Raw genomic sequence first — 19,736 nt, forward strand, 5'->3', positions numbered from 1 at the left:
ACTCTCCGGCGCCACTCGGACGCCGATAGATTTCCGCGCTCAGCGCTGCGGCATCGTGGTGGTCGCGATCGGCGCCGGCAGTGCCGTCTCACCCTCGAGGAAACGATCCACCGCAGCGGCGCACGCGCGACCCTCGGCGATCGCCCAGACGATGAGCGACTGTCCGCGACCCATGTCGCCGGCGACGAAGACGCCGTCGACGTTGGTGGCCCACTCCGACGAGCGGGCGACGTTGCCGCGCTGGTCGAAGTCGACACCGAGATCGGTGAGCAGACCGGGCTTCTCGGCACCGGTGAAGCCCATGGCGAGCAGCACCAGATCGGCCTCGAGTTCGAAGTCGCTGCCTTCGACCTTCTCGAAGCGACCGTCGACCATCTGCACCTCGTGTGCCTTGAGCGCGGTGACCTTGCCGTCCTTACCGACGAATTCCTCGGTGTTGACGGAGAAGACGCGCTCGCCGCCCTCCTCGTGCGCCGACGAGACGCGGTACATGAGGGGGTAGGTCGGCCACGGGGTGGACTCGGCGCGCTGCTCCGGCGGCCGCGGCATGATCTCGAACTGGTGGACGCTCGCCGCACCCTGACGGTGCGAGGTGCCCAGGCAGTCTGCGCCGGTGTCGCCACCGCCGATGATGACGACCTTCTTACCCTCGGCCGTGATGGTCGGGGCCGGCAGGTCGCCGAGCTGCACGCGGTTGGCGATCGGCAGGAATTCCATCGCCTGGTGGATGCCGTCGAGTTCGCGTCCGGGGATCTGCAGGTCGCGGGCGACGGTCGCGCCGCCGGCGAGCACCACGGCGTCGAACTGCTCGCGCAGCTCGTCGGCGGTGATGTCGACACCCACGTTCACGCCCGGCTTGAAGACGGTGCCCTCGGCCTCCATCTGCGCGAGACGGCGGTCGATGAAGCGCTTCTCCATCTTGAACTCGGGGATGCCGTATCGGAGCAGACCACCGATGCGGTCGGCCCGCTCGAACACCGTCACGGAGTGACCGGCACGCGTGAGCTGCTGTGCCGCAGCGAGGCCCGCGGGCCCGGAACCGACGACCGCGACCTTGCGGCCGGTGAGCTTCGACGGCGGAACCGGCTTGACGCGGCCGTCGTCGAAGGCCTTCTCGACCAGCTCGACCTCGACCTGCTTGATGGTCACCGGGTCCTGGTTGATGCCGAGCACGCACGACGCCTCGCAGGGCGCCGGGCAGAGCCGGCCGGTGAACTCGGGGAAGTTGTTCGTGGCGTGGAGACGCTCGATCCCGTCCTCCCACTTGCCCTTGTAGGCGAGGTCGTTCCACTCGGGGATGAGATTCCCGAGCGGGCAACCGTTGTGGCAGAAGGGGATACCGCAGTCCATGCAACGGCTTGCCTGGGTCCGGAGGGTGTCGAGCGGGAACGGCTCGTAGACCTCCTTCCAGTCGAGGAGTCGCAGCGGGACGGGCCGGCGGACCGGCGTCTCGCGGGAACCGTGCTTGAGGAAACCGGTGGGATCAGCCACGAGCAGCCTCCATGATCGCCTCGTCCACGTTCGCACCACGGATGGTGGCGTCCTTGATAGCCATGAGTACCTTCTTGTAATCGCGAGGCATGACCTTCGCGAAGTGGCTGACCTGTTGTGACCAGTCGGCCAGGATGCGGGCTGCGACCTCGGAGCCCGTTTCGTCACGATGCCGTTCGACGGCGCCCTTGAGCCACGCGAAGTCCTCGCCCTCGAGATCCTCGAGGTCGACCAGCTCGGTGTTCAGGTTGTTCTCGAAGTCCTTGTCCGGGTTGTACACGAACGCGACGCCACCGGACATGCCTGCACCGAAGTTGCGGCCGGTCTTGCCGAGGATGACGACCTTGCCACCCGTCATGTACTCGCAGCCGTGGTCGCCGACGCCTTCGACGACGGCCGTGGCTCCGGAGTTGCGGACCGCGAAGCGCTCACCCGCGATGCCGCGGATGAGGACCTCACCCGAGGTGGCACCGAACAGGATGACGTTGCCGGCGATGATGTTGTCCTCGGGCACGAAACCCTCGGCCGCATTGTGCGGCGGGCGCACGATGATGCGACCACCCGACAGGCCCTTGCCGACGAAGTCGTTCGCGTCGCCGTTGAGCCGCATCGTGATGCCGCGCGGGACGAACGCACCGAAGCTGTTGCCGGCCGAACCCGTGAAGGTGATGTCGATCGTGTTGTCCGGCAACCCTTCCGCACCGTACTTCTTGGTGAGCTCGTGGCCGAGCATCGTGCCGACGGTGCGGTTGACGTTGGTGATCGGGGTGTCGAACGAGACCGGCGTGCCCGACTCGAGAGCGGGCTGCGCCTTCGCGATCAGCTCGTTGTCGAGTGCCTTGTCGAGAGCGTGGTACTGCTCCTTGGTGCAGTGCATGTCCTGCTCCCCGTAGATCGGGGAGGTGACCTTCTCGAGCAGCGGCGACAGGTCGAGCTTCGACGCGCGGTAGTGCTCGACGGCCTTGCGGGTGTCGAGGACGTCCACCTGGCCGATGGCCTCGTCGAGGCTGCGGAAACCGAGCTCGGCGAGGTACTCGCGCACCTCTTCGGCGATGTACAGCATGAAGTTCTCGACGAACTCCGGCTTGCCGGTGAACCGCTTGCGCAGCACCGGGTTCTGCGTCGCGACACCCACGGGGCAGGTGTCGAGGTGGCACACGCGCATCATGATGCAGCCCGAGACCACGAGCGGCGCGGTCGCGAAACCGTACTCCTCGGCACCGAGGAGAGCGGCGACGACGACGTCGCGGCCGGTCTTCATCTGACCGTCGACCTGCACGACGATGCGGTCGCGCAGACCGTTGAGCATCAGCGTCTGCTGGGTCTCGGCGAGACCGATCTCCCAGGGAGCACCCGCGTGCTTGAGGGAGGTCAGCGGCGACGCACCGGTACCACCGTCGTGACCCGAGATGAGCACGACGTCGGCGTGTGCCTTCGACACACCCGCGGCGACCGTGCCGACACCGAGCTCGGAGACCAGCTTCACGTGGATGCGGGCCTTCGGGTTGGCGTTCTTGAGGTCGTGGATCAGCTGCGCGAGATCCTCGATCGAGTAGATGTCGTGGTGCGGCGGCGGCGAGATCAGGCCGACGCCCGGCGTCGAACCACGGACCTCGGCGACCCACGGGTACACCTTGTGCGGCGGCAGCTGGCCGCCTTCACCGGGCTTCGCGCCCTGCGCCATCTTGATCTGGATGTCGGTGCAGTTGCTCAGGTAGTGCGCGGTCACACCGAAGCGACCCGAGGCGACCTGCTTGATCGCCGAGCGCCGCCAGTCGCCGTTCTCGTCCGGGGTGAAGCGGCTCGGGTGCTCGCCGCCCTCACCGGAGTTCGAGCGGCCACCGAGACGGTTCATCGCGATCGCGAGGGTCTCGTGCGCCTCGGCCGAGATGGAGCCGTAGCTCATCGCACCGGTCGAGAAGCGCTTGACGATCTCGCTCGCCGACTCGACCTCGTCGAGCGGCACCGGCGGGCGCACGCCCTTCTTGAACTCGAACAGACCGCGCAGCGACGCGAGTCGCTCCGACTGGTCGTCGACGAGCTTCGTGTACTCCTTGAAGATCGAGTACTGGCCGGTGCGGGTCGCGTGCTGGAGCTTGAACACCGTGTCCGGGTTGAACAGGTGGTACTCGCCCTCACGACGCCACTGGTACTCGCCGCCCACTTCGAGCTCACGGTGCGCGCGCTCGGACTGGCGGTCGAGGAAGGCCGTGCGGTGACGGGCCGCGACGTCCGCGGCGATCTCGTCGAGACCGACGCCGCCGAGCTGCGACTGCAGACCGGTGAAGTACTCGTCGACGAGTTCCTGCGACAGGCCGATGACCTGGAACAGCTGCGCACCGGTGTAGGAGGCGAGCGTGGAGATGCCCATCTTGGACATCACCTTGAGCACGCCCTTCGAGGCCGCCTTGATGTAGTTGGCGATGGCCTTGTCGAGGGTCATGCCCTCGGGCAGGTCGCCGTTCTGCAGCAGCTCGTCGATGCTCTCGAACGCCATGTACGGGTTGACCACGGCCGCACCGAAACCGCACAGGGCGGCGATGTGGTGGACCTCGCGGGCGTCGCCGGCCTCGACGAGCAGACCGACCTTGGTGCGGGTCTTCTCACGGACGAGGTGGTGGTGCACCGCGGAGGTGAGCAGCAGCGACGGGATCGGCGCCAGCTTCTCGTCGGACTCGCGGTCGGACAGCACGATCAGGCGTGCGCCCTTCTCGATGGCCTGCGAGACCTGCTCGCGGATCGAGGCGAGCGCGCGACGCAGACCCTCACCGCCCTCCGCGACCGGGTACAGGCCGCGGATGATGACGCTGTTGAAGCCGGGGAACTGCTTCTCGTCGTTGACGTGGATGAGCTTCTGCAGGTCGTCGTTGTCGATGACCGGCGCACCGATGAGGATCTGCCTGCACGACGCCTCGGTCGGGTTCAGCAGGTCGCCCTCGGGGCCGAGCATGCCGCCCATGCTGGTGACGATCTCCTCGCGGATCGCGTCGAGCGGCGGGTTGGTGACCTGGGCGAACAGCTGCGAGAAGAAGTCGAAGAGCTGACGCGGACGCGACGACAGCACGGCGATCGGCGTGTCGGTGCCCATCGAGCCGAGCGCCTCGGCGCCGGAGGCCGCCATCGGCTTGACGAGGAGGTCGACCTCTTCGCGGGTGTAGCCGAAGACCTGCTGCCGCAGCACGACACGCTCGTGCGACATGTAGGTGTACTTGCTCTCGGGCAGATCCTCGAGACGGGTGACGCCGTTGGCGACCCACTCCTCGTAGGGATGCTCGGCGGCGAGCTCGCGCTTGATCTCCTCGTCCTCGACGATGCGGCCCTTGGCCGTGTCGACGAGGAACATGCGGCCCGGCTGCAGGCGGCGCTTGCTGACGATCTTCTCGGTGGGGATGTCGAGCACACCCACTTCGGAGGCCATGACGACGAGGCCGTCGTCGGTGACCCAGGCACGCGAGGGGCGCAGGCCGTTGCGGTCGAGCACGGCGCCGATGACGGTGCCGTCGGTGAAGCACACCGAGGCCGGTCCGTCCCACGGCTCCATGAGGGCCGCGTGGTACTCGTAGAACGCGCGACGTGCCGGATCCATCGAGTCGTGGCGTTCCCACGCCTCGGGGATCATCATGAGCACGGCGTGCGGCAGGCTGCGGCCACCGAGGTGCAGCAGTTCGAGCACCTCGTCGAAACGCGCGGTGTCGGACGCGCCCGGCGTGCAGACCGGGAAGATCTTCTCGAGCTTGTCGCGACCGCCGAAGACCTCGGTGTCGATGAGTGCCTCTCGGGCGCGCATCCAGTTGGCGTTGCCCGTGACGGTGTTGATCTCGCCGTTGTGCGCGACGCGGCGGAAGGGATGCGCGAGCGGCCACGACGGGAACGTGTTTGTGGAGAACCGCGAGTGCACGAGGCCGAGGGCCGAGACGACGCGCTCGTCCTGCAGGTCGCGGTAGAAGCCCTTCATCTGGGGCGTGGTGAGCATGCCCTTGTAGACGAAGGTCGATGCCGACAGGCTCGGGAAGTAGACGGTCTCGCTGCCGGGACCGTCCTCGCCCGCGCCGTGGTGGCCGAGCTCGTGCTCGGTGCGCTTGCGCACGACGTACGCGCGGCGCTCGAGTTCGAGGCCGGTGAGCGCGCGGGCGCCGGAGGCGATGAAGATCTGCCGGAAGGTGGGCATGGCGTCCTTGGCCATGGAGCCCAGCTCGGACTCGTCGATCGGCACCTCGCGCCAGCCGAGGACCTCGAGGCCCTCTTCGGCGACGATGCGGTCGACCTCGGCGGCCGCGGCGTCGGCCTTGGCTGTGTCCTTGGGCAGGAACGCGATACCGGTCGCGTATGCGCCTTCGGCGGGAAGATCGAAGTCGACGACCTCACGGAAGTAGGCGTCGGGGACCTGGATCAGGATGCCGGCGCCGTCGCCGGTGTTCTGTTCCGCTCCCGCTGCACCGCGGTGTTCGAGATTCACCAGGGCGGTGATCGCCTTGTCCACGATGTCGCGACTGCGACGACCGTGCATGTCGACGACGAACGCGACGCCACAGGAGTCGTGCTCGTTCGCCGGGTGGTAGAGCCCTCGAGGCCCGGGGAGATGAGTCATACCTAGCCTTCGTTGATGCGATAGCACCGACGACCAGCAGCGCTGATGGCCATCTACTGCCGTAGACGGGTATCGGCCGGGTGCCCGATACCTTCGACATCGCCAGTATCCGCTCATCCGCGACGGTGCGGGTGCCTTTTTCGGCAGCACGAGCGTGGATCCGGCGACCGGTGGGACGTCGTGGTCCCACCGTCTTCGAAACGAACGATATGCCAGGTGGCGGGGGGTAATGCAAGCAAGCCTGCCCTATTCTCCCGCCCACCTGGGGAAACGCAGCCGTAACGCACCGGAATCGCGGACGTCACCCTGCCGTGGAAAGGAGCATTCGCACCATCCGGGACACACCGTCGCGCGGGTCCGGTCCGTCGTCGTGCGAGGTGCAACGATGCAGGATCAGTCCGTCCAGGTAGTCGATGAGAACCCGCGCGGCGGTGGCGGAATCGTCGACGCCGAGGCCCGCGAGCACCGTCCCGATCCATCCGCGCAGTTCGCTGCGGCGGGTCTCGACCCCGGCACGCAGTTCGGGCGTCGCCATCGCCTCGACGAACATCGCGAAGCGTGCGCGGGTTCGCACGAGGTCGTCCCCCGTCACGAACATCACATAACCGTGCATGAGGTCTTCGAGCTCACGCGCGTCTCCCGGCAACGCGGCGCCGATCGCCGCGAGCTGGGCCCGGTCCTGCTCGAGGAGCCTGTCGAGCACCCCTTCGACCAGAGCCTGGCGGGTGCGGAAGTAGTTCGACGTGGATCCGGCCGGCACACCCGCCATGGCATCGACGCGGCGGTGGGTGAGAGCGCGCAGCCCTTCGGTCCCCACCAGATGGATCGCAGCGTCGAGAACCGCTGTGCGCTTGTCGGTTGCCACCCGAGGGCGTTCGTCGGTCACGACTCGATCCTACGAAATTCACTACAGGAGTAGTGACACGACACTACATCCGTAGTACGGTCGGGTCGTGACCGCACGACACGGCAAAGCAGCGATCCTCGGCGGAGGGATCGGCGGGCTCACCGTCGCCAACGCGCTCGTCCGGCGCGACTGGCACGTCGACGTCTTCGAACGCGCACCCTCCCTCCCGGAGACGGGCACCGCGCTCGGCATGTGGGCCGAGGCCCTCGACGCCCTGACGACCGCCGGCTGCGGCTCCGGCCTCGGCGGGCAGGTGGAGAAGCTCGGCGTGCTGCAGGACGGTGCGGCCTTCCTGCGATGGGACGGGCGGGTGATCGGACGCATCCGCACCATGGCGCGACCGGTGGTCCTGCTCTCCCGGCCGAGACTGCTCACGATCCTGGCCGAGGGGCTCCCGTCCGATCTCGTCCGGTTCGGAGCGCCGGCACCCGGGTTGCCCGATCTCGCCGCCTACGACGTCGTGATCGCAGCGGACGGCATCAACAGCGCGACGCGCGACCGGCTGTTCGGTCCCGCCTACCGTCCCGTGTACACCGGCTACTCGGCGTGGCGCGGCTGGGTGCCGGGCACGGTGTCGACGACAAGCGAGTCGTGGGGACCGGGCGCGCTGTTCGGCATCACCCCGCGTGACGGGGATCTGACCAACTGGTTCGCCGCCGTGCGTACTCCGGCCGGCGGAGCGGGGAGCATCGACGAACTGCGCGAGCGCTACCGCGACTGGCACCCGGCCGTCCGCGACGTGCTCGACCGGATCGACCCCGACGACGTGCTGCACCACGATCTGTACGAATCACCCCCGCTGCCGTCCTTCGCCCACGGCAACGTCGCACTGGTCGGTGACGCCGCTCACGCGATGGCACCGAATCTCGGTCGCGGCGCGTGCGAGGCGATGATCGACGGCGCGACACTCGCGGTCCTGCTGTCCGAGCATCCGGTGACCGAGGCGCTGGAGCGATACGACCGCACCCGGCGGCGCCGCACCCAGCGGCTGGTGCGCGCGTCCCGAACCCTTGCCCGGGTGGCGACCGCACGCCGGTTCACGGCTCTGCGCGACCCGTTCGTGGGCGCGGCAGCGCGATTCACCCGATGATGCGATTCGTGCCCTGACCTGGGCGTAAATAACAACTGGCCGCAGCGATGAGAATCAGCTGCGGCCAGAGGTAACGAAAGAATAACTTGGGGCACCCGAACTTCGGAAGACGAGCTCGGGTGAGGTCTGTCACACGGCGTCTCGATCCCACACACGGTGGGTACCCAGCAGCTCCAGCACCTGCGCGACGGCCGTTTCCGGTCCGTCCACGATCTCGACACCCGGTGCCTTCAGCTCCTCCAGTGCCGCCGCACCGGCGCCCCACGCGGCCAGCGCCTTGTGATGCCGGAACATCTCGTCGACGAGGATCCGGACCCTCGTGTCGGGAACGGTCGTCGCCATGATCACGGCGTCGAACTCGATCGATCGGGCCGTGAGGAAGGTACGCGAGATCGGTACGACTCCCCCGAGCATCCCGCCGTGCGGGGCGACGACCAGCGGGACGCAGTCGGCCGCGTCCACGGCCTGCACGGCCGCGAGCACCTGGTCGACGTCGGTGGTGTCGTCGGCGACGATGCCGATCAATCGGCCCTGCACGGGCCACGTCTTGCCGACCTGCGCCAGCGCGGGGCTCTGAGGGAGATCGGAGACCTCGACGGTCGGCTTCGGAGCCGGCAGACCGAGACCGGCCGCCACCTTCGCGCACAGTCCGGTGTCGATGTTCGCCAGGATCTGCAGCTGCCGTTCCTTGATGGACTGCTCGTAGCACTTGCCCAGCTCGAAGGTGTAGGCGTAGGCCACGTGGTCCTGCTCGATCTCCGACAGGCTCAGGTAGAACTGGCGGACCTGCGTGTAGTGGTCGTCGAACGACCGGGAGACCTCACGCTCCTTCTTCGCCGCCGGCACCTCCACCGGCAGATCGACGAAGGCACCTTCGGTGACACCGGCCATGAACGGGCATCCCGCGTCGAGCGAGTTCGGCTTGTACGGAGCGACACCCGTGTGGACGGCGTGCTGGTGGAAGCCGTCGCGGAACATGTCGTTGACGGGTGCGTGCGGACGGTTGATCGGGATCTGCCCGAAGTTCGGTCCGCCGAGTCGCGTCAGCTGGGTGTCGAGGTAGGAGAACAGACGGCCCTGCAGCAGCGGATCGTCGGTGACGTCGATGCCCGGAACGAGATGGCCCGGGTGGAAGGCGACCTGTTCGGTCTCGGCGAAGAAGTTGGTGGGGTTGGCGTTGAGGACCATCGTGCCGATGATCTGCACGGGCGCGAGTTCCTCGGGAACGATCTTGGTGGGATCGAGCAGGTCGATCCCCTCGAAAGTCTGTTCCGGGGTGTCCGGGAAGACCTGCACACCGAGATCCCACTCGGGGTAGGCACCGGCCTCGATCGCGTCGGCGAGGTCGCGGCGGTGGAAGTCCGGGTCGAAACCGTTGATGAGCTGGGCCTCCTCCCACACCAGCGAGTGCACGCCGAGGCGCGGCTTCCAGTGGAACTTCACCAGCGCGGTGTCGCCCTCGGCGTTGACCACGCGGAAGGTGTGGACGCCGAAGCCCTCCATCATGCGGTAGGAGCGCGGGATGCCGCGGTCGGACATGTTCCACATCGTGTGGGCCGTGGCCTCGGTGTGGAGCGAGACGAAGTCCCAGAAAGTGTCGTGGGCGCTCTGCGCCTGCGGGATCTCACGATCCGGGTGCGGCTTGCCCGCGTGGATGATGTCGGGGAACTTGATGGCGTCCTGGATGAAGAACACCGGGATGTTGTTGCCGACGAGGTCGAAAGTGCCTTCCTCGGTGTAGAACTTCGTCGCGAAACCGCGGGTGTCGCGCACCGTATCGGCCGAGCCACGAGAACCGAGCACCGTCGAGAACCGCACGAACACCGGTGTCTCCACGTCCTTCTGGAGGAACTGGGCACGCGTGATCGAGCTCGCCGCGCCCGTCGCGCGGAAGACGCCGTGGGCGCCGGCGCCGCGGGCGTGCACCACACGCTCCGGGATGCGTTCGTGGTCGAAGTGGGTGATCTTCTCGCGGAAGTGATGGTCCTGCAACAGGATCGGTCCGCGCCGACCGGCCTTGAGGGAGTGGTCGGTATCCGTCAGCCGCGCACCCTGAGCCGTCGTCAGGTACTCCCCCTGCTGGGCACGTCCGCGCGGCAGATCCGCGGGAGTGCCGGTGGCCGTCCTGACCTCGGGCTCGGCCTGATCGGGCTTGGGCTCGGGCGGAGTCGTGGGCGTCGTGGGTTCCTCCACGGGCGGCACGGTGGACGAGGGAACACCGGGGATCTTCGGGGTGTCGGCGGGCATGGGAACTCCGATTCGTGTGCTGTCGTCTGTCGAGTGGATATCCGGGGCTGGACACGTCTTCCCCACGACTACCCGTGGGAACAAAGATCAAACTCGGTCAGCGAATTCCGTCCCACAGCGTTCGCAGATCGGCCTCGTGGTCGTCGACGGTCGCACACGTGTCACCGAAGAGCATCTCGGTGCGTTCGTCCCCGTACGGCGACCATCCCGGCGAGCCCGTGGTCGCGAAGTCCACCCACGCCCGGTGCATCCGCGTCGCCAGTTCCTGCGGAGGTGCGGATCCCGCGAGCGCCGCGGCCTGAGGGAGATCGAGAGTGTCGAACACGAAACCGATGTCGAGCGCGTGGGTCGCGCCCAGCCGGCCGTCGAACAGCGGCGACTTCCAATCGAACCGGTAGACATGGGTTTCGGCGTCGTGTGCGGCACGCGCTTCCGCGACGCGGAGCACCGGGATGCGGTACATCCAGTCGCGCACGATGTGCATGGCCGTCTCGCCGGGACGAGCATCGGGCCGAGCGCGACGGTAGGCGTCGAACGCCTCCGGATCGGTGAGGCCGTAGGCGGCGGCGAGTCCGCGCGCAGCGGCCTCGTCGAGCAGTCCGTCGACTCCGAGAGGCACGAAGAACAACGTCATCTCGTCGTCATTGTGGCCGATGAGCAGATCGACGTCGGATCCCGCGCCCTTCCCCACGAGGTCGATCGGCCGGCCCGGGAGCACGGTCCCGTCCACGCACGGTTCGAAGGCCATCGAATCGGTGGCGATCTCACCCCATGTCGCCGGGTCGCGTTCAGCGCGGATCCGGGCCGTGAGACGTTCCTGCGCGTCGACGAGCACCTTCGGGTCGATCCCGGCGAACGCCACGCGGGTCGGGGCGACGCCGAGCATGTCGCCCAGGGCGCCGGCGACCGTCCGCGCGGTGCCGGCCGACATCACCGAGTGTCCGGCGCCGCTCTGGGCGATCGCGCGACGGAACAGCCCGCGGGCGGCGGGCATCGCCAGCAAGGAGACCACACTCATCGCCCCCGCCGATTCACCGGCGATCGTCACTCGATCCGGGTCGCCGCCGAAGGCCGCGATGTTGTCGCGGACCCATTCGAGGGCGGCAACCTGATCGAGGAGACCGCGGTTCGCCGGCGCGTCGTCGAGGAGCGCGAATCCCTCTGCGCCCAGTCGGTAGTTGATGCTGACGAAGACGACACCGTCGCGCGCGAAGTTCGCACCGTCGTACAGCGCCACCGCGCTGCTGCCGTGCGCGAACGCACCACCGTGGATCCATACCATCACGGGCAGCGAGCCGGAGAGATCGGGACTCCACACGTTGAGGCCGAGGACGTCCTCGCCAGGGATCGACGGTTCGTGCAGGAGCTGGTCGATCGGCGGGGCGTACGGCGCCTTCGGGGCGGTGGGACCGAACTCGGTCGCGGGGCGCACGCCGTCCCACCGGGGAACAGGTGCGGGCGCCGCGAATCTCAGTTCATCGAAAGGTGCGGCGGCGTACGGGATGCCCTTGAAGACGGCCGTGCCGCCGACGGTCGTACCGCGTACTCGTCCGCCGGTGGTGTCGACGACGGGTTCCATCCACGCTCCTCCTTCACCGGTTCCGGCGTCAGCATGGCACGGAAGTCGTTCGCCCGAGCCCGATTCACGGCACGAGAACGGTCCGGCGGGTGGCCGTCACCCACCGGACCGTCGGGTCGTCATTGCGTCGTCCGGGTCAGAAGTCCTCGTCGATGCAGGCGAGCCGGTCGCCGGCCTGCCCTGCCTCACCCGGTGCGGTCATGGTGTGCTGGGCGTGGAGCACCACCGAATTGGCCTCGTCGTCGCGGAACTCCCAATCGACGGTCGTGGACGCCTCGGCGTTGCCCTGCGCGTCGGTGGTGATGTCGAGCCAGATCTCGTTCTGAGGATTGGCGTAGGCGGGATCGGTGGACGGCGAGTCGGGGTTCGCCGCCGGGTCGACCTGGTTCTGGTAGTGCGGCCCCGAATCGGGCGGGTTCGGCCCGCACCGCTGCGTGTGGACGTGCGCCCCGAAGTCCCGATCGGGTTGCAGACCCATCACCCTGAGGGTGACGGTGGTCCGGCCGTTCTCCTCTTCGGATTCGACGTCGAAGGTCGCGCCGACCGGCACGGCCGCTTCGTCGTAGGTGAAGGCGTTGTCGTCGTCACCTCCCTCGTTCGGGAGACCGAAGGCGTCGCCACTCATTCCGGGCAGCGGCGTGGGCATGGAGTCGGTGGTGGTGGTCGTGAGTGAAGTGGGTGGGGTCTCGACGGTGGTCTCGGTGTCGGTGGACGAGTCGTCGCTGCTGCACCCGGCGGCCACGAGCGTGGCGACGGAGAAGCCCGCGACGAGACATGCGTGGCGTGTGTTCATGACTTCGACGTACCCCGAGGGGGCGGTCGGCGAACCTGGCCGCAGGGAAGGTGCCCGCGTGGCGGGCGCGCAGGCCCCGCTCGGTTCTACGACCCGGTCCCGCCGTCCTCGGCCTGCTGGGCTTCGACGATCGCGGCGAGATCCTCCGCGACCTTCTTCTCCACGGCGCTCTTGCTCACGCCGGCCGCCGAGAGCACGCCGTCGCCGTTCTCGAGTTCGAGGAGCGCAAGGAGGATGTGCTCGGTGCCGATGTAGTTGTGCCCGAGTCGCAGGGCTTCGCGGAAGGTCAGCTCGAGGGTCTTGCGGGCACCCGCGTCGTACGGGACGAGTTCGGGGACGTCGCTCGACGGTTCGGGGAGCGTCGCCACGGCGGCCGAGCGCAACGCCGCGAAGTCGACGCCCTGGGCCGTGAGGGCACGGGCGGCGAGCGAGTCGGTGTCGACGAGCAGCCCGAGGACCAGGTGGACGGGCGTGATCTCGGGGCTTCCCGTGGCACGCGCCTCGTTCATCGACGCCATCACGGTGTTCTGTGCGCGCGGGGTGAACCGCGAGAACCCCTGTTCGGGGTCGAGGTCGTTGTCGTTCTTCGATACGAACCGTTTCTGGGCTGCCTGCTTGGACACGCCCATGCTCCGGCCGATCTCGGACCACGACTTGCCGGATCGTCGGGCCTGGTCGACGAAGTGCCCGATCAGGTGATCGGCGACCTCGCCGAGGTGGTCGGCCGCGATGACGGCATCGGAGAGCTGTTCGAGCGGATCGTCGTGGACCTTCTTGATCGCATCGATGAGGTCGTCGAGCCGGATGGGATGGGAAGGACGAACGGGTTCCATGCGTCAACTCTAAGTTGACGCATGGAACCCGTCAACCATAGGTTGACGACCGGTCGTCAGCCGGGACGTACCGCTGCCCGGAACTCCTTGATCGGCCAGACGTCCTGGTCCTCGCCGTAGACGATGCGGCCGTCCACATCGAACTCGAGCAACGTGTTGATGCAGATGTTCGTCGATCCCGGCAGGATCAGACGGCTTCGAGCGCGACCGCTCACGGTGATCTCGGCACCGCTCTCGTCGACCGCGGCCAGATCCAGCGACTCGATCCAGCCCCGCTCGGGATCGCGACCGGCCTTCCGGTGCCCGCCGCGCACCGCGACGACGTCCTCGCCCCGGCGCACGTACCCGGAGTGGATGTCGTCGCTGTCGCCGGTGGGTGCCGAATAGGTGAGGAGGGTGAGCTGCGGATCGGCCAGCCACGTGTAACCGACACGGCGGTAACCGCGTTCGGTCCGCGCGCCCCACGAACGGTCGCGCATCGCGTAGCAGTCGATGTCGATGCGTTCGCCGTCGAGCACGACGGTTCCGGTGACGCGACCGGTCTGGTCGTAGTGCGACGCCGACGGATACGGCGGCGACCCGCTGCGCAGCGGCACCGGCCGTTCGAGTCCGACGAAGTGCAGGTCGGCGGTGATGCGGTCGCGATCGTCGTAACGGACCGAGTACTCCATCCCCGGCTGCACGACCGTGATCGTCACTCCCGTAGGGCTCGTCAGCACACCGTTCTCGAACTTCGGCGGCTTGAGGTGCGAGAACCCTTCGAAGAAGGGGACATTCCACGGTTCGCTACCGGTGTGGTCCCACAACCACAATCCCCCACCGGTCGTGCCGGCGTTGGCCCGGACGCTCACGTACACCCAGGCGCCGATGTTGCGCTCCGGCACGAAGAACGAGAACCAGAAGGTCTCCGTCTCGTAGAAGTTGTCGGAGACGGGATGCAGACCGTCGTCCTCCGCCGTGAAACCACCATCCGTCGTGAATTCTTCGGCAACAGTGGGATCCGTCATTCCGGAAGTCCTCTCAACGGAGCCGGCCGACCCTCGCCGCGCACGCGATCGCGCACGGCGATCATCGCGGCGAGTCTGCGCTCCATGTCTTCCCGCGACATCACGATGTCGTCTCCCCCTTCACCTCGGTCGAGCCTCGCGAGGCGTTCGCGTTCGGCCTCGATCTCCTCGTCGAGGAGAGATCCCGCCAGATCGCGGGTCAGCAGATCCTGATCGGCCCAGTCGTCCTCCGGGATCTGCGTGATCGGTTCCTCCATGTCGGATTCCCTCTCGTCGGGCCGGATCACGTACGCGGAAAATCGAACAGCCCCCGCGCGTTGAGTTCGACGATCTTGTGGACGTCCTCGTCGGGCACCAGGCGCATCTGCTCCTGGACCACCTTGCGACTGTTGGGCCAGTTCGAGTCGGAGTGCGGGTAGTCGCCCTCCCAGGTGATGTTGTCGATGCCCACGGCCGCGCGGTTGTCGACACCGAACTGGTCGTCGATGAAGCAGCCGTAGATGTGCTTCGCGAACAACTCCGACGGCCGGACACTCTGGTTGATGTTCTGGTAGTAGCGGTGCTTCTGCCAGGTCTGGTCCATCCGCTCGAGCATGTAGGGCACCCAGCCGATGCCGCCCTCGGAGAGCATGAACTTCAGGCGCGGATGCTTGTGGAAGACCGGCGAGAACAGCAGGTCGGCGGTCGCGTACATCGAGTTGCAGCCGAAGAGCGCGATCATCACCGCCATCGGTGCTTCGGGAGCGGTGATCGGCGCCTGACCCGATGTGCCGAAGTGCACGCACAGCGGCTGGCCGGTCTCCTCCACCGCCGAGAACAGCGGATCCCAGTGATCGGTGTGGAAGGACGGCAGACCGAGGGGGACGGGGTTCTCCACGAACGAGATGGCGCGCGAACCCTTCGCGGCGGTGCGGTGCACCTCCTTGACGGCCTCCTCCACCGACCACAGCGGCAGGATCGTCAGCGGGATCAGGCGCTCGGGTGCGGTGGGGCACCATTCGTCGAGGATGTAGTCGTTCCACGCCTGCACGCAGAGCAGGGCCAGTTCCTTGTCCTGCCCCTCGAGGAAGACGGTGCCGGCGAACCGGGGGAAGGACGGGAACGACAGGGTGGCCTGCACACCGTCGATGTCCATGTCCTGCACACGGGCCTTCGGGTCGTAGCAGCCCGGCAGCATCTCGTCGTACCGCGTGGGTTCGACGCCGTACTCCTCGGGCTTCTTGCCCGCCACGGCGTTGAGGCCGATGTACGGGTAGATACGCCCCTCGTACTCCCACACCTGCGCGATCTTGGTCGCGGCGTCGAGCGCGCGGTCGCCGTCGCCGACGTGGATGGCTTTCGGCAGTTCTTTCTCGACGATCTTCGGGCCGGCGTCGAGGAACTTCGACGGCAACCGGTCCGACCACAACGCCGGGTGCTCGATCAGGTGATCGTCGGTGGAGATCAGATGCATGTGGTCCTGCAATGGCATTACGTCCTCCTGGATGTGCGGGGATCGCCGTGCGGGGAGCTCGCGGCCGGCGAACTCAGGCCCGGTCCCATTCGATCGGCAGCGAGGTGAGACCGAGCTGACCGCCGGTCTCGGTGAGCTCGACACCCGGAACGAGGCGGTACTCCGGAATCCGCTTGTGCCACTCCTCCAGAGCGATACGCAGTTCACGTCGCGCGAGGTGGGATCCGAGGCAGCGATGCGGACCCGCACCGAAGGCGATGTGGTTGTTCGGTGAGCGTTCGATGTCGACCTCCGCAGCACCGTCGAAGGCCTCCTCGTCGCGGGTCGCGCCGCTCAGCGGGAAGTTCACCATGTCGCCGGCCTTCAGCTGCACACCCTGGAGTTCGGTGTCGTGCATGACCTTCCGGGCCGGAACGACGATCGCGTAGGCGCGGAGGAACTCCTCGACCGCACTGGGGATGATCGACGGATCCTCGACGATGCGCGCCCGATCCTCCGGATGCGACGCCAGGTGATAGAACGTCCATCCCAGGGTCGCGGCCACCGTGTCGAGTCCGGCCATGAACATCAGGAGGCAGAAGGAGAGCAGATCCTCGTCCTTGACGGGCTCACCGTCGATCTCGAAGGTCAGTGCCTTGCTGACGATGTCGTCCTTGGGTTCGGCACGCCGCTCGGCGATGATCGAGGCGAACCGTCCCATCACGGCCTGCATGGCCGCGAACTGACGCTCCCCGTGGGCTTCGAGATCGTCCGCGGTGGCGTGCAGGATCGCGTGTTCCCACTCCATGAACTGGTCGAGTTCCTCGACCGGCATGCCCATGAGTTCGAGGAAGATCGTCGCGGGGAAGACCTGCGCGAACTCGCGCATGAAGTCCACCTGGTTGTCCGACCGCGACGCGATCTCGTCGGCCAGTCCCGCGGCACACTCACGGATGTGTGGTTCGAGCGACTCCACCCACTTGGGTGAGAACAGTGGGCCGAGCTGCCGTCGCCACTGGTGGTGCTCGTCGCCGTCGAGCATCTCCGGGATCCACCTGAAGGCCGGGTTCGGGTCGAGCGGAGTGACGACGCTGTTCGAGAAGGTGTCGGGCCGCTGGAGCAGGTCGAGGATGCCCTCGTAATTCACCACCGAGTAGAAACCCGGACCGAATTCGTTCCGGTAGACGGCGGATTCACTGCGCAGCTCGTCGTACTTCTCGAACCACGTGCCGGCCTTCTGCAGCTCGGTGTAGTTGAAGTTGTGGACGGGGCAACCGGAGGTGGTGGCTCGGTCGGATTCGGCTCGGGTCATGTCAGATCCTTACGAAGAGAAAGTGTGAGGGGGTTCAGCCGCCGCTGGCGGCGCTCCATGTGACGGCCTTGGTTTCCAGGTACTCGTCGAGTCCGGCTGCGCCCCATTCGCGTCCGAGTCCCGACTGCTTGTAGCCACCGAACGGAACGTGCGGGGTCACTCCCCCACCGCCTCCGTTGATCGACACGAAACCGGTGCGGATGCGCTTGGCGATGCCGTAGGCGCGCGCCGGGTCGGCGGCGAATACGCTTCCCCCGAGTCCGAATTCGCTCTCGTTGGCGAGACGGACGGCGTGATCGTCGTCGTCGAACGGGATGATGACACCGACCGGGCCGAAGAACTCCTTCTGCGCGATGTCCATCGAGTTGTCGACGTCGACGAACAGGGTCGGTTCGACGAAGTAACCCTTGTCGAGTCCGGCGGGGCGACCTCCACCGAAAGCGATCTTCGCGCCTTCCTCGACCCCGCGGGCGATGAGCTTCTCGACCTTGGTGCGCTGCGCCTCGCTGATGAGCGGACCCATCATGACACTCGGATCTGCGGGGTCGCCGACCGTGATGGTCCCCAGTCCCGCGGTCACGTAGGCGACGAGTTCGTCGTAGCGGGAACGGTGCACGAGAGTGCGGGTGAACAGCGAGCATCCCTGCCCGGAGTGGGTGACCATGTTGCCGATCACCGATTCGGCGACCTTCGCCAGGTCGGCGTCCTCGCAGATGATGTTGGCCGACTTGCCGCCGAGTTCGAGGACGACCTTCTTCAGGGTGGGGGCGGCCTGTTCGTAGACCGCGCGGCCCACCGTGTCGGAGCCGGTGAAACTCACCAGGTCGACGTCGCGGCTGGTGGTGAGTTCGCGGCCGGCCTCGGTGTCGCCGGTGACGATGTTGAGCACGCCCGGCGGGAGCCCGGCCTCCTCGGCGATCGTGCCGAGGATCAGCGCCTCGAGAGGCGTCGTGGGTGCCGGCTTGAGGACCGCGGTGCATCCGGCGGCGAGCGCGGGCGCGACCTTCATGATGTTGAGGAAGAGCGGGAAGTTGTACGCCGAGATCAGGGCCGCGACACCGGCGGGTTCGCGCAGCACGACGCCTTGCCCGATGCCCTGTCCGATGGTCGGGAGCACGGGCTTCTCGAAATCGAAGGACGGCAGGATGCGTTCGGCCATGTCGCGGAAGTGCTGCAGTGGAATACCCACCTGCAGGTATTCGGCGAGTGCCCGGGTGGAACCGGCCTCGGCGATGCTCAGGTCGACCAGTTCGGCGCGGCGCTTGTCGAGGGCGTCGGCCATGCGCAGCATCACCTGGGCGCGTTCGTGCGGGGTCATGAGCGGCCATGGTCCCTCGTCGAACGCGCGCCGGGCGGCGGCAATCGCCCGGCGGACGTCGGAGACGGTGGCCTGCGGGGCGCGGCCGACGAGTTCGCCGTTCGCGGGATTGTGGACGTCGAGGATCTCGCCGCCGTCGCTGTCGACCCAGGCACCGTCGATGAACAGCCGGGAAAAGTCGTGTGTCACAGGATTCTCCGTACTGGGCAGGAACTGCGTGCGCAGCTCAGAAGGCCGGGGTGGCGGGACGATTGCGCACGTAGCCGCCGGCATCGACGCGCATCTGCATGCCCGTGATGTACCGCGACTCGTCGGAGAGCAGGAACAGCACCGTGTCGGTGACGTCCTCGGGTTCGACGTAGGGCACGTTCATCACGCTCATGACGGGGAAGACCGGCAGGGCGTCCTCGAGGGTGGGCGACTCGAGATCGGGCCGGAACTGCCGGTACATCACCTCGCTGTTGAGCATGTCGGTGTTGCAGTTCGTGGGGTGTACTGCGTTGACGCGAATCTTCTTCGGTCCCAGCACGACCGACAGGTCGTTGACGAAAGACGAGATCATCCGCTTGGCCAGGGAGTAACCGAGTCCGCCCGTGCCGTTGGTGGGATTGTCGGTGGCGCCGGGGAGCAGGGCCGCGAGGCTGCCGGTGGCCACGATCGACCCGCCGTCGGCGAGGTGCGGAAGGCCGGCCTCGACCGCGTTGACGACACCGACGAAGTCGACGGTGAAGGCGTCCATGAAGGCCTGCGGATCGTCGGTTCCCAAGGGACAGATTCCCGCCTGGGCCACGATGCCGTCGAGCCGGCCGAACTCCTCGGCACCGCGCTGCACGGCGTCGAACAGGGCCTGGCGGTCGCGGACGTCGGCGACGGTGGTGAGCAGTGTGCCGCCGGCCTCCTCGACGAGGCGGGTGGTCTCGGTGAGATCCTCCGGCGACGCCAGGGGGTAGGCGTTGGTCTTGATGTTGTCGCAGAGGTCGACGCCGATGATCTTCGCGCCTTCGCGCGCCAGACGCACTGCGTGAGTGCGTCCCTGACCGCGGGCGACGCCGGTGACGAAGACGACTTTGTCCTGCAAACGGCCCATGAGGGGTGTCCTTTGCTTCGGATCCGGTGGGAGGGGAGGTGTGAAGAAACGG

14 protein-coding genes are annotated in these 19,736 nt (G+C 67.3%); 1 reads left to right on the top strand and 13 read right to left on the bottom strand.

All coding sequences use genetic code 11. The features are described from left to right. Window positions 1-39 precede the first annotated feature (39 nt). From ACNJ7K_RS06295 to ACNJ7K_RS06305, 3 genes are all read right to left on the bottom strand, one after another. Window positions 40-1,491, bottom strand: coding sequence for a glutamate synthase subunit beta (locus ACNJ7K_RS06295; protein ID WP_060652370.1), 1,452 nt, complete (start codon window positions 1,489-1,491; stop codon window positions 40-42). Further along, entirely contained in the window at window positions 1,484-6,079 is a 4,596-nt protein-coding gene (gltB, locus tag ACNJ7K_RS06300) for a glutamate synthase large subunit (RefSeq protein ID WP_487041366.1), read from the bottom strand. Before gltB ends, ACNJ7K_RS06295 begins: the two co-directional genes overlap by 8 nt. A gap of 301 nt (window positions 6,080-6,380) precedes the next feature. Next, window positions 6,381-6,965: a TetR/AcrR family transcriptional regulator gene (locus ACNJ7K_RS06305; protein WP_487041367.1), complete on the bottom strand. Its 585-nt coding sequence runs from the start codon at window positions 6,963-6,965 to the stop codon at window positions 6,381-6,383. A gap of 67 nt (window positions 6,966-7,032) precedes the next feature. On the opposite strand from ACNJ7K_RS06305, the gene ACNJ7K_RS06310 reads away from it, so the two are divergent. After that, on the top strand, window positions 7,033-8,076 hold the full coding sequence (locus ACNJ7K_RS06310) for an FAD-dependent monooxygenase (RefSeq protein ID WP_487041368.1): 1,044 nt from the start codon (window positions 7,033-7,035) through the stop codon (window positions 8,074-8,076). 129 nt (window positions 8,077-8,205) lie between these two features. On the opposite strand, the gene ACNJ7K_RS06315 is transcribed toward ACNJ7K_RS06310, so the two are convergent. The 10 genes from ACNJ7K_RS06315 to ACNJ7K_RS06360 all read right to left on the bottom strand — a co-directional run bounded on the left by ACNJ7K_RS06315 (window position 8,206) and on the right by ACNJ7K_RS06360 (window position 19,684). Continuing rightward, window positions 8,206-10,323: a catalase gene (locus ACNJ7K_RS06315; protein ID WP_230789512.1), complete on the bottom strand. Its 2,118-nt coding sequence runs from the start codon at window positions 10,321-10,323 to the stop codon at window positions 8,206-8,208. Window positions 10,324-10,420: 97 nt separating this feature from the next. Then, window positions 10,421-11,902 (bottom strand): carboxylesterase/lipase family protein, encoded by a 1,482-nt coding sequence (locus tag ACNJ7K_RS06320; protein WP_230789509.1) that lies wholly within the window; start codon window positions 11,900-11,902, stop codon window positions 10,421-10,423. 136 nt (window positions 11,903-12,038) lie between these two features. Then, complete coding sequence (locus tag ACNJ7K_RS06325) at window positions 12,039-12,695, bottom strand: superoxide dismutase family protein (protein WP_085468696.1); 657 nt, start codon at window positions 12,693-12,695, stop codon at window positions 12,039-12,041. Between the two features lie 86 nt (window positions 12,696-12,781). Beyond that, a complete protein-coding gene (locus ACNJ7K_RS06330) occupies window positions 12,782-13,528 on the bottom strand; it encodes a Clp protease N-terminal domain-containing protein (protein WP_487041369.1) in 747 nt (248 codons plus the stop codon). Between the two features lie 56 nt (window positions 13,529-13,584). Beyond that, entirely contained in the window at window positions 13,585-14,535 is a 951-nt protein-coding gene (locus tag ACNJ7K_RS06335) for a DUF7065 domain-containing protein (RefSeq protein WP_487041370.1), read from the bottom strand. After that, window positions 14,532-14,792, bottom strand: a complete 261-nt coding sequence (locus ACNJ7K_RS06340; protein ID WP_037189688.1) for a hypothetical protein — start codon at window positions 14,790-14,792, stop codon at window positions 14,532-14,534. The genes ACNJ7K_RS06335 and ACNJ7K_RS06340 overlap by 4 nt, the downstream gene beginning before the upstream one ends. Before the next feature lie 26 nt (window positions 14,793-14,818). Continuing rightward, entirely contained in the window at window positions 14,819-16,006 is a 1,188-nt protein-coding gene (locus ACNJ7K_RS06345; RefSeq protein WP_230789500.1) for an amidohydrolase family protein, read from the bottom strand. Window positions 16,007-16,061: 55 nt separating this feature from the next. Then, window positions 16,062-17,279: a cytochrome P450 gene (locus ACNJ7K_RS06350; protein WP_230789497.1), complete on the bottom strand. Its 1,218-nt coding sequence runs from the start codon at window positions 17,277-17,279 to the stop codon at window positions 16,062-16,064. Between the two features lie 34 nt (window positions 17,280-17,313). After that, entirely contained in the window at window positions 17,314-18,786 is a 1,473-nt protein-coding gene (locus ACNJ7K_RS06355) for an aldehyde dehydrogenase family protein (RefSeq protein ID WP_230789494.1), read from the bottom strand. A gap of 37 nt (window positions 18,787-18,823) precedes the next feature. After that, a complete protein-coding gene (locus tag ACNJ7K_RS06360) occupies window positions 18,824-19,684 on the bottom strand; it encodes a mycofactocin-coupled SDR family oxidoreductase (protein WP_159417075.1) in 861 nt (286 codons plus the stop codon). Window positions 19,685-19,736: the final 52 nt, after the last annotated feature.

The sequence above is a fragment of the Rhodococcus shunpengi genome (assembly GCF_048381395.1).
Taxonomy (GTDB): domain Bacteria; phylum Actinomycetota; class Actinomycetes; order Mycobacteriales; family Mycobacteriaceae; genus Rhodococcus.